This window comes from Paenibacillus sp. FSL K6-2524, assembly GCF_038005525.1.
Taxonomy (GTDB): Bacteria; Bacillota; Bacilli; order Paenibacillales; family Paenibacillaceae; genus Fontibacillus; species Fontibacillus anaericanus.
On sequence record NZ_JBBOSP010000002.1, the window covers coordinates 1 to 15,312 of the forward strand.

The following is a 15,312-nucleotide window of genomic DNA, read 5'->3' on the forward strand; positions in this document are numbered from 1 at the left end:
CTTCATGACCATATTCTTTATCCACCCCACTCTCTAACCTCCCAACATGTACATCGTTTCCGCTACACCCGTTGTAGCATCTGGAGCATCATCATGAGCATTCTTGCCCTCACGTTGGTAGCTCGTCATAGCCTTGTAGTAATCAGGCCATCTATCACGCCAGTTAACCGGATAATAGATATGCTGCATGACCCACGTTGCATTTGATGTGATACGGGCCACTTTGTTTTTGGATTGATGGAACCAGCTCACATCAGTACGATTACTCTTAAGCTCGGTTTCCAGGATCCTCTTTACATTCCGCGCAAAGGATCGACCGCCGCTATTAGATTCAATGCGCTCTTTATTTACCTGAAAATCAAAAAGAGCCTGCGCTGTGGCTGGCTCCGTAATCTCCATCGGTTGTTTGGTGTATATGATATCCAGGACATAGGCTTCGCGCAGATACACGCCCCAGATGATATTGCACAGGTAATCATCGCCCTGATCGGCAGAGTCACAATAAGAGTAAATGCCTGTAAACAGTGGTTCGCCATTAGCATCGGCGGGAACCTTCTCGTAAGTCTTGAAGCTACTGTACAGTTTACCCTTAATATCGATTGGTTCCTGCTGATAGTTAGCCGCTGCTATGTCCTCACCCATTGCCCTAACCTTCATGTCATAGGATTCACGGGATAGGATCTCATCACAAAGCATTGTGCCATCATCCTGCAGCGCCTTCATGGTCAGCAGCCGGACCTTCTTCTTCTCCTGGGCAAAGTGTTCTAAAGCTCTCCCTGCAAGATCACCAGAAGCCCAACGGGTCATGATAATGATGATCTTGCCACCCTCTTCAAGACGGGAAAGCATCGTATTAGTGAACCAGTCCCAATGCTTCTCTAACACATCGGCGTTATTCGCTTCAAGGGCTGATTTGATAAGGTCATCAATCATCAGGATCGTTGCACCAAAGCCAGTAGCCGTACCCGTAGGAGATGTAGCCAGGTAGTTGTTATAGCCACCCTCCAAGCTCCATAGGTTCATAGCACCGTCTCCGCGCTGGATCTTCACTTGCGGGAAAATATCGCTATAGACGATCACATTTGGATCCGCCTTAATGGTGCTGATCCCGTTACGAACCGCTTTAGAGAATGTCGTTGATAGAGTCTCGTTGTATGAGCCTGTCATGACCTTTTCCTGCTGATTCTTACCGAATATCCACTGCGCTAGCATAGAAGCTGTTCTGGATTTACCGTGCCGAGGGGGCTCATTGACAATCAAGATATCATCGTCAGACTCGTAGAAGTCTTGCATTTCGTTACAAAGATCGATCAAAAATTGACGATCATTTTTGTAGAAATCTGGAGCCATTGCCTGGCAGAAATAGAAGAACTCACGCCTTGCTAACTCGATCCGTGCGCCACGCTTGATAACCTCTATATCAACCATCGCTAATCAACTCCCGTAATTGTTCGGCAGTAAGGTCCTTATATGGATTATTGACGTCTACAGAGCCACTGTGCTCCACCTTGTCCTTGAACATCCCTAAGTGGCGCCCCATCTTTTCCAAAGCAGATACCTTGTCATGAAGCTTTAATGCTACTCCGTCTTTTGTCTGCTTGATCTCGGCAACTGCGTCAAGTTTACTGCGCGCTATGTTGTCGGTATCAAACAGTTCAACAGCTTGAACAAAATCGAATATAGGCGTATGTGTCTTGTTACCCTCTTCGTCTGTTTGCTCCTTGTATTCAACTACCCTCTCAGCCGTATTCACTTTTAAGTAGTCGGATATGTTAGCAAACCCGATCTTTGCTAACTCCTGCAGCACCCGATCCGCTGTAATTTCAGTACGTTCCGATCGCTTGTCCATGGCCTTCTCGATGGCTTCTGCAATCTTAGGTTTTCTCAGGTTCTCGTGCCCTATGGCTTCGGCTGTTTTAACGCTGTATCCTGCCCTTATTGCTGCCTGTGTGGCATTGAGGTCAACCAGGTACTCTTGCACGAATGTTTTCTGTTTGGGTGTCAATGCCATCACAATCAGCTCCTTTCATGAATACTTAAGCGGAAACTCGTTATATGTCTTACAAATAGGACATCTTGTAACTGGATCTGGAAAATCATCAAGATCAAACCGTTTTGAAAACCACCTGCTACACTTACCACACTTAATATCAAATTTAGGACTCTTTCCGAATATCATACTGACTGACATGTTCCATCCAACAACATCTCGCGCTCGAACGAATTTCACATGCCATCAGCTCCTTTATGTAAAATAGAAAAAAAAAGAACTTAAACTAGTGCTTAGTAATTCTGGATTATCTTCAAATACCGTTGCTAACCCTGCCCCTAACTTTCTAACCTGAGACTCTTCTAAATCAATCCCTATGAACTCATCAAGTCCATGGATTATCTCATGCAACAATGTCTCTCTCTTGTCTTGATCAGTCATATCCTTATCGATTCGAATCTGCCTTTGGTATAGATCGATCTCACCCTTTCGGGGCTCGAACTTATTCACGCTCTCAACTTCAACTACTTGATACTTCAAATATCCTATTTTCACCTGCTTCAACATTACGTCTCTCTCTCCTTCCATATTGGTAATATTTATGAAACTCTCTCACTATATTCTCGTATTAGAAGATAGGTACATAGAAGGGGGTGAAAAGACATGGTTGAGAGATATAGACCCGGACAGAAACCACCAGATTCTGCTCAGTTTAGAGAAGGTGGTCCTCGCGGCGGCATCGTAGGAAAAACAGAAATTACAGGTATTGAAAACAAACCCCTGCCGCCTACGAGTAAGCCAGGTAATACTTGGGTTCCAGTAGACAAAACTATACACAAAAAATAAGCCGATAGTTGTTCGACTTAAATCTGGAGGTGAAAATATATGTCCACTACAGGCGAAAAACCAGGAGCTGGTTCTTACACTTGCAATAATTGTAATACAGTTGTGTATCTTGATGACAACTCTGATAGACTGCCACCTTGCCCAAAATGTTCTGAAACTGAATATACTCCATAAACCACTAAGCAGCCTCCGCAGGCTGCTTTTTTACTGTAATAAAATACCGACATCTGTTCAGGATGCTTAGTTTCGTGCTACTCCGGCATTAGCCCAGAATACCGCTTGCTCCAAGTTAGTCAAAGCTAGTGCTTGCTCACGACTTTTTGGCACATGCTCGTCAATCAGGATCGCTAACTCCTTGGCTTTCTCTCTGATCTCGGTATAGATTTCAGGCTGCCCAGATTTCGGTGCGTGATAAGTAAAGTTGTTCTCAATTTGTGGATTTGACATATGAATCACTCACTTTCAAAATAAAAATACCGACACCCGTTAAGATGTCGGCTAGAAGGGGGAGGGAAAGGTTAGCGAATAATCCGAACGGCAGGATTTGAACCTGCGACCTCTTGATTCCAAGTCAAGCGGGAACGACCAAGCTTCCCCACATCCGGTTAATGGAATATCGACGTCAGGAATTGAACCTGATGCCTCGGAGTCTGTTCTTGCGGCCGCCTCCGTGCTCTACCGTTGAGCTACATCGATATAAATCAGGGGCAGTAAGCACACTACTACATGTAATCAACTGCCCCTATACATCTATCCCACAGTATCATTTTAACATGTGGATTTTAGCTTTTGTTCCCTTTTTGTTCCCGTTATTTTCCCTACTTTTTCCCACCCTGCTAATATGGCGTATTTCTTTACCGCTAAAGGACGCCAACGATAAAACACACTCTTGGATATATCCATTTGGACTATGGTCTTATCCCAAGTCAATCCCCTGATGTAGTGAAGCCTTAACAGGTTTGCATAATGTCCATGCTGCTCAGACATCACTTCCAGAATCCCATCTATTTGTGCCTGTTCGGTTTGAAGGTCCTGTAACTCGGTAAGTCGATCCAGTACTACGTCAATGTCGTCTCTCAAATCGTATCCTCTAGCCGCAATCACCTTTTGAATCTTACTTCGGACATCTTGAAGCATCTTTCTGTCCTCTTCATCTGCCACATTTACGGGCACGGCCCGTTTCTGAGCCTTAACCCCTGCCGGTAGTCGGGTAAGGTAAGCGCTGGCTGCTTGTTCTAGCTTTTGTTCGTATCCGGTGAGATACATGTAGCTAGGTAGACCTCTCAGTTCACGATGTAAAGCTTGTAACTGGTCGTCCTCGTTAAGTCTACTCACGGTGATTCCAGCACCAATGTTGTAAGTAGACAACACTTGTATGCGTCCAATTAAGTCACCATATCCTGTCAACTGCTCAACTACTTGTTGTTCGTTCGTCACGTAAACAGCCTCCTTCCCGTAACACTTGCATAACTGTGGCTGCTGGAATCCCGTATCGTTTGCTGTACCGAACTGAGAAACGCTCTGGTGATAGGTCTGAATATATCTGACTCAGTTCAAGAATGCTCTTACGGATCTCATCCTGCGTACTTTGTCTGCTCATCTCTCTTCACCTCACTTCTTTGGTGGCGGTTCTGGTAGGAGTATATAAACCTCTCCCACCAGCTTACCGTTTTCGTCATATACCAAGTCCCAAGGGATGTCTTGAAAGTACGGATCGGCTTTATGCATAATGATCTAAGAGGATGTAGTGACAGCCTGCACTCTGATCAGAATGAATGTTATAACGTCGAGTTGGGACTTTCTTTTGATTAAGCCACGATGCCAATCGTTTATTAACCAAACGTAAGCTGCCATTTTTATCACCGCTTATTTCACGGAGTTGCATACCATTATTCCCAACTCGTATAAGCAATTTATTCCCTGTTGAATCAAAGCCAATCTGTAAGCACTGACCAGCTTTACACCCTATCGCATGTGCAGCCCTACGATTCAAATGAATACCTTGAGCATTTATGCCTACAGTGGGATTGGTTGGAACCCCTTCATCGACAAACCATTCAATACTGTTGTTTTCCGGAACTATTGCATCTACCTTTCTTGGTCTACTCATAATTATTTCCTCCGTTTCTTTTTTCAAATTTCCTGATTGGAATTTTAAATATTTGTCCCCGATCCGCAGGAGTATTCGACTTACTTGAACTTGTGAAAGTCTTACCTTTCCAGCAATGTCGCTTTGCGTAATCCCCTCTATTCGCAAAAGCAGAACCGTCTTTTCTATATGGCTGAGATATGATATAAACTCTTGAACGTCAACTCCGCTGAAATCATCCGTACTCGGAATTAAATTTAACAAAGCCACTTCATCCACATTCTTACTGGAAACAGACACAGTCTGATCTAGCGAAGCAACTGACCATCCCTCTAAAAATTGTTTCGCTTCTTCAACTTCCGAAATACTCCAACCACTCATTTTTGAAATATACTCAGCCGTTCCTTGCTCCCATCCCTGCTTCAGAATCGTTGTCAATTTATCTTGAATGGAGCGCGGAACCCGAACGGAGTAACGCTTTTCTCTTAAAAATAGCTGGATACTCCACTTAATCATAGGGAAGGCATATGTTGAAAACGAAGTAACCTTGCCGTTAAAACGATCAGGATCATAATTGCGAAATGCTTTTATCAATCCAATGGTTCCGACTGAGATCAAATCCTCGTAATCGATTCCGGCGTTAAGACTGCTGCGGTATTTATTAGCTACAGAACACACCATTTTCTCGTAATCTCGTATCACATCAACTTCATAACCAAGATGAGGGTTATAACCAATATTCAAAGGGTCTACCTCCCTTCCATCCTCCACCATTTCGCTTTTCGCCCATGCCTCCGGCTATATTCTTCCGCTGCCTGCTGAATCAAAGATAACGTCACACCTGACTCATGATAGATGATCTGCAACAACTCTGAATCAGACGCCTGTTTCCAGTTCATTTAGGCTTCACCTGCTTCTCATAGACCTCTTCCAGCCATTCGGTCATCATCATCATCTGTTTAATCGCTAGCCTGTTGTCCTGATACTTCTTGCATAATGCACCGGAAGAGTCAGCAACCCATTGCCAAAACTCTGGTTTGTCCATGCCGTATTGCATAGCTGCCTGATTAACCTGGCCGATCCACGCCTGCACGTCCGCAAAGAACGCTCCATAGTCCATGGCTACAACTCCTCAATCTTGATATAGATTCCTGGAAGTGCTGCCCAGAACTTCTCCACGATTTCTGAAGCGACTAAAGCATCGTCTTTCCAGTAACCACAATCTGTCATGCAATCCTTTAGCAGCTTTTGCAGGTTGTCTGTATCAGGCTTCGTGGCTTTATATTCTCCGTCTTGATGTTTCCCAGCAATCGGGAAGCACCACTTCACCATAAGCCTAACTGCTTTGTTATATTTTCGATCTGGCGTATGTTGTCCTAGATGGGCCATCAGCTTTGCTCTAGCAGCTTTTAATTCATCAGGCTCATAAAACACAGGCTTATTATTAACGACTGACACCTTCTTTTGCTGATGTGTGACTGTCGGCACCTTTTTCATTGGCATGAAGAATTCAGTCGTCATTGTGCTGTTCCTCAATCATTTCTTCCCAGTCACTTACCATTTGACGGAGATACCCCGGAGCTTCTTCGCTGGAAAACAACTCTTTCCGATCGATAACAAATTTGACGATAAAGTTCCCGTTTAATTTTATTCCGAATTGGAGTTTACCGGCTTTGTCGTAACAGCGCATGAAGTTATTTCCGAATTCGATTGTTTCCGGTGTTTCAACTTCCCAATATTTTTTCCCCACTTTTTTCATCCTCTTTTCTCTTTTTCTTTTTCCTCTTGCGCAACCGCTAAGGCGGTGGGAGGAAGGGGGCGCCGCGAATCAGTGGCGGCGACCTTCTCTCTCCCTACCGGTTACCTTAGTAGATTAGTCATTAAGTTTATACATACAATCACGTGTATATATAAGGGCATCGGCAAGCACCATGAAATTATGGTTGATGCCGTTCGGCACGATGTACATTGACCATGATCATTGCCGTACGGTATAGACCATGTTTTTATGATGGTTGCCGTTGATCGGCAAGAAAATCAATCGGCATTAATCATGGTTGTTGCCGTTGTCATCATCGGATTTAATGACGACATTTCCGTTGTTTCGATCAATCCTGAAACCAAATTTTGTTACCCAACTTCTAACGGTCCGATCAGAAACTTCCTTTCCCGTAGAAGAAAACCACTCTTGCAGATCTTTCACTGTTGGGGGTTCACCCATGTTGCAATTAGCGACGGCGTCTACGAACTCATCTGCCTTGCTCCGGCGCTCCTCCTTGGCTCTCTCCTTACGCTTGCCTGTCGCCTTCTGCCAAGGCGGCTGTGATTCACCTTCTGGATCAATGTCCTTCAGGCTGCCAACGTCATCGACCTTGTGGATCGGATACTGGAACCACATGTTCACCGGTTCAAACTTCGGATATTCCCGAAGCGTACCTTCCACGCGCCATGCTGAACGTATATTGACGCTCTTAATGACTCGTTCGATTTCCGGCATGATATTCGTCATGACCTGTGGTATAGCTCGTTTGGCGTGGTCCTCCATCGCCTTAGCACTTAGCTGATCATCCTGAGAAACATGTTCCTGCAGGTATACCGGATTGAATTTTTCAAAGAGCTGCTGATACATGGCACAAATCGCCTTGTTTTCTTCCTGATTCCTCAAAGCTTCCGTTATATCCAATTCCACCAAGTCAATCAAAGCGTCTGGATCGCGGGCAAATACCCCGCTGCCACTGGCTCTATCCATTGACTTTTTCCCACCTTGTGAACCTTTAGAGTGGTGGTGACAATAGATAACACTTGCGCCCAGCTCCGTTGCCACTTTGTCAAATTGGTTCGTGAAGTGGGCCATCTGATCGGCGCTGTTCTCATCACCGGTTAAGACTTTATAAATAGGATCAATAATAACTGCAATATAATTTTTCTTTGCCGATCGTCGGATCAATTTAGGAGCTAGCTTGTCCATTGGAACTGTCTTACCACGTAGGTTCCATATGTCGATATTACTGATGTTTTGCGGCGGCAAACCCAAGGCCTGATATACCTCTTTGAAACGGTTCAAGGCGCTAGCTGCTTGTAATTCCAAATTGACATATAATACTCTGCCTTGGGCACACTGCCATCCTAACCATTTATCTCCTTCGGCTATTGCAATAGAAAGTTCAATTAATGCAAATGACTTACCAGCTTTAGATGGGCCAGCCATCAGCATTTTATGGCCTTGTCTTAATACCCCATGAATCAATGGAGGGGATAATGGCGGCATGTTGTCCCAATAGTCTGCCAAGCTCTCCGGATCGGGAAGATCGTCATTGACTCCCTCAATCCATTCGTGCCACTCTGTCCAACTCGCCTTACCGATACCAGTATCCACGATGAATTGCTTCTTACCGTTGCGCTCGATCCCCGGCATACGTGAAAGCCTAGAAGGATTTCTGTTTTGATTATCGACTGATAACCCATTCTTTTTGCAGACGTTATATAGGTAATCCACACGCTTGCGATACTCGTCATAGCTGGATGCATCGACCTTGACAATGGCGTGGATACTCTTCCCACCGCTATAGACCATTACAGCGATCGGCAACTCCAACTCACGCATGATTGCATTTTGCTTTTCAATGTCCATAGTGTCTGATTCGACCAAAGCATACCGAAATTCGCTGACATTTTCGTTTTTTACACCTTTTCCGTCTAATGGGTTGAAACGTATCCACGCCCCAGCAGCCGGATCATAATCACCCAAAACAGAGCCTATGTCACCGTTACATTGATTAAGCAATTGAATCAATTCGCCTGCAGTACGATCCCATGCACCCTTGGTGGGTAGATATTTTCCTTCATCGTTCTGCCAGGTATCGGTGACATATCCAACTTGCTCCGACGCTTCAAACAACGTACTAAGGTATGTGGTTAGCTGCTGAACGGGATTCCATAAAGTAGGTTCATGGATTTCCTTGCCTTCAATCCAGTTCTTATCGACCACAACGTATTCACCGGCAATTTCGTCATCCCAACCCAGTTCATGGTGGTCATCACGATCGTACATTGAACGTGGCATCCAACCATTGTCTTTAGCCATTTGCGTGATAGTAGCGCCTGTTACTGGAGAACCGGAACCCTCGAATGTCGTCCATTTTTTGAAGCATTCACCGGGATGATAACGACCTCCATCCCCTTTACTCCAATCATCCCAATCACTGGCTGTATATCCTTCGTATTTTAAGGCCATGCCTACGTTGACCCATTCTTGATAACTTAGATAAGACGGATCGACATGACCAAGCAGGGCAACCAAATCCAGTTTATGTTCCACGCTCGTTCCCCCTTGTTACGCTTAATTTTTCGAACTATGCAGCAATCGAATCCTTAATTTCGTCATCTTATGTCGACATCAGGTACGATAGATTGCGGTTTAAACGTAACTCGGTAATGATAAGTGCTAACATTTACAGGCTCCAACTGCTCCGCAAAGTAGGTCACATTATCAGATAGACCTAAAAAATGCTTTTTATATTGATTATCTCCTGTCTTACATGTCACTGTTACTTGTGTAGATCGGTCATCTTGATTACCAAGTGAACAACGACCCTCAATGGTCAACATGTAACTATCTGTGATTCCATTGTAAAAAACAATTCGTCTATCGATCTCAAAATTATCAGCGGCTTTGGATAAGTTACTCGATGCAATATCAGCATCAGTACAAGCGGTTAAGCTGATTGCCAAAATTAGTAGGATTAGTAAAAGTGAAATCTTCTTCATGTTATACACTCCTTCTTTCGCTCTTTGTGTCTTTAACTAATCTCCTTGAAAAACACCGTAACCATGTCCATCGGAATTTCAATCCATACACTTCCGTCTTCAGTTTCCAACCGCACCTCTCCACCAACAAGCCTAAATTCTTCTACTTGATCAATCCAGATCCCACCTGGTGAGATTAATACGCCATTTTCTTTGACAGTGAAACCGTCACCGTCACATTTATCAAGGCTAAATCCTTTAATGCACTCATATTTTTTCAATTGTCCTGCCTCCTTACCTAAACGTGTCTACTACTCCCAACGATATTCTGTAGGATTAATGTCAGATGGTGTTTTCCAGCCATTAGCTGCTATACGATCAATTAGCTTCCGTGCTGCTTCAAAAGGCCATGTCCCAACGTGCTGAAAACCTCGATTCTCTAATTGACGAATCTGCTTAGGCGTAGTTAATCCCTCAGCCCGACGTTTATCCAGCCTTTCAAGCAATTTTGAAGCCTTGCCGGCATTGTCAATTTGTTCAGGCAGAATACCCAACTTTTCCAAAGTCTTGACTTGTGCATCGGACGGCGGTGCCATTTCCCAACCAAATGAAGGGACATAACTAGATAAGTCCTCAGCCTGAATACTCATTTCGAATTGCAATGGATCAACAAGAGCACGCTTACGGCGCTTCATTTCCTCAAGTTGCTTCGCCAGCGCTTCTTCACGGGCGGAGACAACATCCTCAGTAGCTGTTTTCTCCACGGCTTCCAGATCCAGAGGTATTCCGGCTTCCTCAATCTGCTTTGTCATGGCTTGGGCAACTTCCTCATTCTCAGCAATCAAATGAGCAGGATGGCAAAGTTCATGCCGCTCGGTATGCCATAAGAAATCTAGCAATAATAATTCAGTTTTTCCGGGAAACAATCGGGTACCTCGCCCGACCATCTGACTATATAAGCTGCGAACTTTAGTAGGACGCAAAACAACGACACAATCCACACTTGGGCAATCCCATCCTTCTGTGAGTAACATTGAATTACAAAGGACGTTGTACTTGCCAGCGTCAAAGTCGGCCAATACTTCCGCCCGATCCTGTGACTCCCCATTTACCTCTGCAGCTTTAAATCCAACTTGATTTAATAGATTCGTGAATTTCTGACTTGTCTTAACCAGTGGTAGGAAAACGACTATCTTTCGATCCTGGGCAACTCTCCACATTTCAGCAGCTATTGATTCCAAGTAAGGATCCAATGCGGTACCTAAATCGCTAGATTTGAAATCACCTGCCTGCTGACTTACTGCGGAAAGATCAAGCTTTAGCGGTATTGTCATTGCCTTGATCGGGCTCAGGAATCCTTCTTTAATTGCTTTGGGCAGCGTGTATTCATAAGCCAGGCTCTCAAAATAGGAACCCAGATTTCGCATATCACCCCTGTCCGGTGTGGCAGTTACTCCCAATACATTAGCTTCTTCAAAATACTCCAATACCCGCTGATAACTATCCGACAAGCAGTGGTGCGCCTCATCAATAATGATGGTGTCAAAAAAGTCCTTATCAAACTGTTGTAATCGCTTTTCACGCATCATCGTCTGCACGCTACCAACTACCACCCGGAACCAACTGCCTATGGATGTCTGGTCTGCCTTCTCCGTCGCCGTTTTCAGCCCTGTCGATTTCTCCAACTTGTCGGAAGCCTGATCAAGTAGTTCACTTCGATGGGCTAGGACGAGCACACGCTCGCCTAGCCTTACCCGATCCTCGATTACCTTACTGAATACAATAGTCTTGCCGCAGCCAGTCGGGAGAACCAGGAGCGTCCGTTGGACGCCCTTTTCCCACTCTGTCTGAATCGAATCACGCGATTCCTGTTGGTATGGTCTAAGTTCCATGGCCATTGCAGCCTCCTAAAACTGTCCCGGAACAAAACCGCCGCCTTGTGGTGGAGGAGAAGTTGGGAACGGTGCTTGTTGATTTGAGGGTTGTTGATACTGTGGCGACTGTCCTGCCGGCTGTTCATCAGCAGCATAAAAAGTTTGCACTTCATTATTTGTACGCTCTACGCCATCTCGACCAGTAAATTTATTAATTTTTAACTTCAATTTACCTTTCGCTCCAACAACAGCATTCCAATTCATACGAAGTTTTTCGCCTTTTTTCTTTTGTCCGATTCCAGCGAAAAAGCTTGAAAGGAATCCTTCTGTTTTCGTATGGAGTAATAAAGTATGAAATACAGTAACATCACCCTGTTCAGGTGAGTGAACTGCGATTTCCAATTTCGCTTGATTACAAGCCGGCATCTTCTCACTGCCAGCAAACCGTCCACGTTCAAACTTCATGACCGTAAAATTGTAGTCACCTGCAGGGAGGACAATAAACTCTCCACCATCCTTTTGAATCTCATCGTCCCAACCAAGTTCTCTTTCGTTATTCTGATTCATGTATAATTCCTCCAATGTTAGTTATTTAAAATGGCAGATTAGCTTTGAAATCTTGAATCATCTTATGCACTTGTGTCCAGGCCCCAACGAGCACCCCATTGATAAAGCCTGAATCGTAATTAGTGATCGGCGTATCCATTGGATAGTAGCCCTTTTGGCTAACGACAATTTGGATATCTTTCTCGGTGACTTGATGTTGCATCATCAAATCACGTAATGATGCAGGAATGTTAGGATCAAGTTGCTGACTCGTCTGAGCTGCTAACTGTTGTTGTACAGGCTGCTGTGTTGGCTCCGTCTGAGACTGCGGTTGTGGGCTTGTTTCTACCGGTGGTGGCGTAATCGATGTTGCTGATGTTGTCGTTGTTACTGGAACTGCAGGTGTTGAACTATTAAAAATATGAGCTATTTGGGCATAGTCCAACGGGAACTCGTCCGGCAGACCATGACGGTTTTTCGCATCCCATGCAGGATGATGTGTAGCGTAAACTGTACGAACACCGCCTTGCCCCTTATGCTTGGTACCTTTAGCATCAGCAGCGACACTGAATGTCTTGTAATTGATGAAGAGGACCATATCAGCCCATTCCTTTGCTAAAGCGGCTGTTTTAGCAGTAGTTTTATTTCCAAGCTTTAATTCATAACGATCGTAAGCTCCCATTTCGTCTGGTTGTTCAAATTTTGTAATCTTTGCATGCGCTGTGAGTACAACATTAATGCCGATCTCAACTAAATCTGACAACTTATTTAAGAATTTACCGAACTCTTCTTCGAGTTGAATAAATCCTTCACCATAACCAAAATTAGTAATACTTTGTTTATTCGATCTACTAGTTACAAAATCAATAGCAAGACGCTCGGCCCAGTCGACAGTATCAATAATTAACGACTTATATTTTCCTGATTTTCTTACCCATTCGACTTGCTCAAGCAGCATTGTCCAACTGCTTGGTTTAGGTAAACGATCCACTTCCAAGTTTGAGGTTGATCCTTCCGTGTCGATAAAAATAGGAGAAGGTAACTGTGTAGCTAAAGTACTTTTTCCAATCCCCTCAGGACCATAAAAGACGCCTTTCTGCGCTTTTTTCAATTTCCCACTGATGACTTGCATCAAAATTCACCCGCTTTCCATGTTGGCCCTGGATCTATTTCTCCTGGTGGTTGTTGTAATTGAATGCCTTCTTGTCCTGCTACATAGCCGTCTTCAATGATGATGCTGCATTCCTCGCCAGTACTTACTCGAGTTGCGATAGCCTGCAGACCTTCCTGTTCAAGCCATTGACCAAACTCATTCAGTGAATCAATATCCATTTGCTCCAGCTTATCCAGCAAGATAAATCCGCAATCTGGCTTAAGCTTACGAACAATGGCTGTGGCTACTATCAATTGATCCGATCCGCTCATGTTATCCCATTGCTGACCCTCGTAAATCAACTCACCGTCTGCAACAGATAAGCCTGGTAATGGAAGATTGGCATTAGTCAGCAGGTCAGTTTTTTGCTGGCGAACCGTATTGATTTCAGTAGTTAACTGGTCGTATTGCACTCGGTAATCACTGGCGTCTGTTTCAGCCTTGTCCTTGTCCAGATTCGCCCGTACCTTACGGTTTATCTCATCGATTTGGCGAATGTTAGCTTCAAGTTCGGATGTTGATTCGTCGTGTAGGTCGATGGCATCTGTTTGTGCAATAGTCAGGTCTTTAGTGAGTGTTGCAAGCTTATTCTTTGCCTCGTTCAATAAAGTTTCAAGTCGTTGGAACTCACTAATTGCTGCTGTGTATTCTACTTTTATTTGCTCGACTCGCTGCCTTTTCCGTTGATTCTCACCGTTTCGTACAAGTATCTCTTGCTGCTGCTTGATCAAGTCTGAAGCAGAGATAGGCTCCTTTGGCGCATCCGTAAAATAGGCTTGTTCTTTGGCATACTTCTGCTTTTGATCCGCAATCTGCCCAATGGTATGGCGACGGTTGTAAACCTCCTGCTCCTTGACTTCCAATTCGTGAAGTTGGTTACCTACTCCAATGATTTGAAGAAGGATGTTTGCTTTCTCCTTAGCAGAAGAGTTCATAAACTTAGGAAGGTTAATAGCCAGTTCTTCCACGAAACTATCAAGGAGCTGCTGCCCACCTTTTACTCCATTCGGATCGATAACCTTAAGGTCGCTGTTCTTGCCTTTACGTTCGACCACTAGCCCATTGGAAAGGGTAATACTCAGAAAAGGTGGTACTACCGATCCTTCACGTTCTGCTTGGGAAGGGCGATATTTATTACCACCTAGCCCCCATGCAATAGCGTCCAGAACGCTAGTTTTACCTTGTTTGTTCTTGCCACCGACTATTGTTAGTCCGGATGTTGTCGGCTCTATTTTCACGGCTTTTACCCGTTTGACATTCTCGATTTCTAACTTGTTAATTTTGATCATGCCGATTCTCCTTTTATATGAAAGGCGGCGCTATGGCCGCCCGATTCATAAATTATATTTAAGCGATAACAACGACTTTATTGGCTTCGATCAACTCCGACAATTCTTCTGCCAAATATGTTGAAACAGCATCAATCGCAATATTTCTCCATGCTCCTCCATCAGCCTCAAACAGCGCTGCAGAAGGTCCGTTTTGCATACGGAACACGAATGCAGATTCAGGTTGATTCACATCAATAAATGTCCGATATGGAGCTAATAGTACAGGATTAGGAACTTTTACATCTTCAACCGTAGCAACGCCCGTCTTGGCTACAACCGATTGAGAAACACCGTCGTCTCCAACTTGACGTACAGCCTCTTCCTTGATATTGCCGACAACCTTCAATAGCTTCGTGCGATCCTCGTTTTCCACGAAAACAGATTGCAATTTGATGTTAAAGCTCTCTGCATCGTAGTAACTTCCAAACCTGAATTCTGGCAACAGCGCTTCGGCTTTGATGATTTCACGCCGCGCATAGTCATTGTTATAATAAGAAACGACAGTAACCTGAGTTGGCGAGACTACGTGTACAAGCAATGGAGCTTCTTTATCGAACTCAGATTTCAAGTAATCCACCAGTCCCGATAGGTTGCGAACAACAAGAGCTGCCGGAGTTGGTTCCAATACCTTGTAAAGTTGGTGAGTTGAGTATTGTTGCCCATTCACTTCAATGACTTCCGGTTGACCTTGCTCAGATAAATATTCCAATGCATCACGATTAAACATTGATAATTCC

General features: G+C 44.4%; 21 protein-coding genes and 2 tRNA genes. 2 read left to right on the forward strand and 21 right to left on the reverse strand.

The annotated features are described in order from the left end of the window. Positions 1-33 precede the first annotated feature (33 nt). From terL to NST85_RS28955, 3 genes are all read right to left on the reverse strand, one after another. Positions 34-1,428: a phage terminase large subunit gene (terL, locus tag NST85_RS28945; RefSeq protein WP_341191191.1), complete on the reverse strand. Its 1,395-nt coding sequence runs from the start codon at positions 1,426-1,428 to the stop codon at positions 34-36. Continuing rightward, the gene (locus NST85_RS28950; protein ID WP_341191192.1) at positions 1,421-2,011 is read right to left on the reverse strand and encodes a terminase small subunit; all 591 of its coding nucleotides are present in this window, start codon (positions 2,009-2,011) and stop codon (positions 1,421-1,423) included. The genes terL and NST85_RS28950 overlap by 8 nt, the downstream gene beginning before the upstream one ends. A 234-nt stretch (positions 2,012-2,245) precedes the next feature. Beyond that, positions 2,246-2,557 carry a hypothetical protein gene (locus tag NST85_RS28955; protein WP_341191193.1) on the reverse strand — a complete coding sequence of 104 codons (312 nt, stop codon included), beginning with the start codon at positions 2,555-2,557 and terminating at the stop codon, positions 2,246-2,248. A gap of 96 nt (positions 2,558-2,653) precedes the next feature. Between NST85_RS28955 and NST85_RS28960 the strand changes: the two genes are divergently transcribed. Together NST85_RS28960 and NST85_RS29425 are read left to right on the forward strand one after the other, a co-directional pair. Next, on the forward strand, positions 2,654-2,836 hold the full coding sequence (locus NST85_RS28960; RefSeq protein WP_341191194.1) for a hypothetical protein: 183 nt from the start codon (positions 2,654-2,656) through the stop codon (positions 2,834-2,836). 39 nt (positions 2,837-2,875) lie between these two features. Then, positions 2,876-3,010 carry a zinc ribbon-containing protein gene (locus NST85_RS29425; RefSeq protein WP_445671193.1) on the forward strand — a complete coding sequence of 45 codons (135 nt, stop codon included), beginning with the start codon at positions 2,876-2,878 and terminating at the stop codon, positions 3,008-3,010. A gap of 66 nt (positions 3,011-3,076) precedes the next feature. Here NST85_RS29425 and NST85_RS28965 read toward each other — a convergent pair whose 3' ends face one another. The 18 genes from NST85_RS28965 to NST85_RS29050 all read right to left on the reverse strand — a co-directional run bounded on the left by NST85_RS28965 (position 3,077) and on the right by NST85_RS29050 (position 15,302). Further along, complete coding sequence (locus tag NST85_RS28965) at positions 3,077-3,283, reverse strand: Acb2/Tad1 domain-containing protein (protein WP_341191195.1); 207 nt, start codon at positions 3,281-3,283, stop codon at positions 3,077-3,079. Between the two features lie 82 nt (positions 3,284-3,365). Further along, positions 3,366-3,441: transfer RNA gene (locus tag NST85_RS28970), tRNA-Pro, on the reverse strand. Positions 3,442-3,450: 9 nt separating this feature from the next. Continuing rightward, a tRNA-OTHER gene (locus NST85_RS28975) sits at positions 3,451-3,532 on the reverse strand. A gap of 72 nt (positions 3,533-3,604) precedes the next feature. After that, positions 3,605-4,273 carry an RNA polymerase subunit sigma-24 gene (locus NST85_RS28980; RefSeq protein ID WP_341191196.1) on the reverse strand — a complete coding sequence of 223 codons (669 nt, stop codon included), beginning with the start codon at positions 4,271-4,273 and terminating at the stop codon, positions 3,605-3,607. Then, on the reverse strand, positions 4,248-4,436 hold the full coding sequence (locus tag NST85_RS28985; RefSeq protein ID WP_341191197.1) for a hypothetical protein: 189 nt from the start codon (positions 4,434-4,436) through the stop codon (positions 4,248-4,250). Before NST85_RS28985 ends, NST85_RS28980 begins: the two co-directional genes overlap by 26 nt. Positions 4,437-4,556: 120 nt before the next feature. Continuing rightward, positions 4,557-5,669 carry a sigma-70 family RNA polymerase sigma factor gene (locus NST85_RS28990; RefSeq protein WP_341191198.1) on the reverse strand — a complete coding sequence of 371 codons (1,113 nt, stop codon included), beginning with the start codon at positions 5,667-5,669 and terminating at the stop codon, positions 4,557-4,559. 5 nt (positions 5,670-5,674) lie between these two features. Continuing rightward, entirely contained in the window at positions 5,675-5,824 is a 150-nt protein-coding gene (locus NST85_RS28995) for a hypothetical protein (protein WP_341191199.1), read from the reverse strand. Beyond that, a complete protein-coding gene (locus NST85_RS29000; RefSeq protein WP_341191200.1) occupies positions 5,821-6,045 on the reverse strand; it encodes a hypothetical protein in 225 nt (74 codons plus the stop codon). Before NST85_RS29000 ends, NST85_RS28995 begins: the two co-directional genes overlap by 4 nt. A gap of 2 nt (positions 6,046-6,047) precedes the next feature. Beyond that, positions 6,048-6,446, reverse strand: a complete 399-nt coding sequence (locus NST85_RS29005; protein ID WP_341191201.1) for a RusA family crossover junction endodeoxyribonuclease — start codon at positions 6,444-6,446, stop codon at positions 6,048-6,050. After that, positions 6,436-6,684, reverse strand: coding sequence for a hypothetical protein (locus NST85_RS29010; RefSeq protein WP_341191202.1), 249 nt, complete (start codon positions 6,682-6,684; stop codon positions 6,436-6,438). Before NST85_RS29010 ends, NST85_RS29005 begins: the two co-directional genes overlap by 11 nt. Before the next feature lie 288 nt (positions 6,685-6,972). Continuing rightward, positions 6,973-9,159 (reverse strand): AAA family ATPase, encoded by a 2,187-nt coding sequence (locus NST85_RS29015; RefSeq protein ID WP_445671194.1) that lies wholly within the window; start codon positions 9,157-9,159, stop codon positions 6,973-6,975. Between the two features lie 146 nt (positions 9,160-9,305). Continuing rightward, positions 9,306-9,692, reverse strand: coding sequence for a beta-sandwich lipoprotein (locus NST85_RS29020; RefSeq protein ID WP_341191204.1), 387 nt, complete (start codon positions 9,690-9,692; stop codon positions 9,306-9,308). A gap of 32 nt (positions 9,693-9,724) precedes the next feature. Beyond that, positions 9,725-9,952 (reverse strand): hypothetical protein, encoded by a 228-nt coding sequence (locus NST85_RS29025; protein ID WP_341191205.1) that lies wholly within the window; start codon positions 9,950-9,952, stop codon positions 9,725-9,727. A gap of 30 nt (positions 9,953-9,982) precedes the next feature. Then, on the reverse strand, positions 9,983-11,563 hold the full coding sequence (locus tag NST85_RS29030; RefSeq protein ID WP_341191206.1) for a DEAD/DEAH box helicase: 1,581 nt from the start codon (positions 11,561-11,563) through the stop codon (positions 9,983-9,985). A gap of 15 nt (positions 11,564-11,578) precedes the next feature. Continuing rightward, a complete protein-coding gene (locus NST85_RS29035) occupies positions 11,579-12,112 on the reverse strand; it encodes a hypothetical protein (RefSeq protein ID WP_341191207.1) in 534 nt (177 codons plus the stop codon). Positions 12,113-12,137: 25 nt separating this feature from the next. Next, entirely contained in the window at positions 12,138-13,223 is a 1,086-nt protein-coding gene (locus NST85_RS29040; protein ID WP_341191208.1) for an ATP-binding protein, read from the reverse strand. Then, the gene (locus NST85_RS29045) at positions 13,223-14,533 is read right to left on the reverse strand and encodes an AAA family ATPase (RefSeq protein ID WP_341191209.1); all 1,311 of its coding nucleotides are present in this window, start codon (positions 14,531-14,533) and stop codon (positions 13,223-13,225) included. The genes NST85_RS29040 and NST85_RS29045 overlap by 1 nt, the downstream gene beginning before the upstream one ends. 58 nt (positions 14,534-14,591) lie before the next feature. After that, positions 14,592-15,302 carry a hypothetical protein gene (locus NST85_RS29050; protein WP_341191210.1) on the reverse strand — a complete coding sequence of 237 codons (711 nt, stop codon included), beginning with the start codon at positions 15,300-15,302 and terminating at the stop codon, positions 14,592-14,594. Positions 15,303-15,312 lie beyond the last annotated feature (10 nt).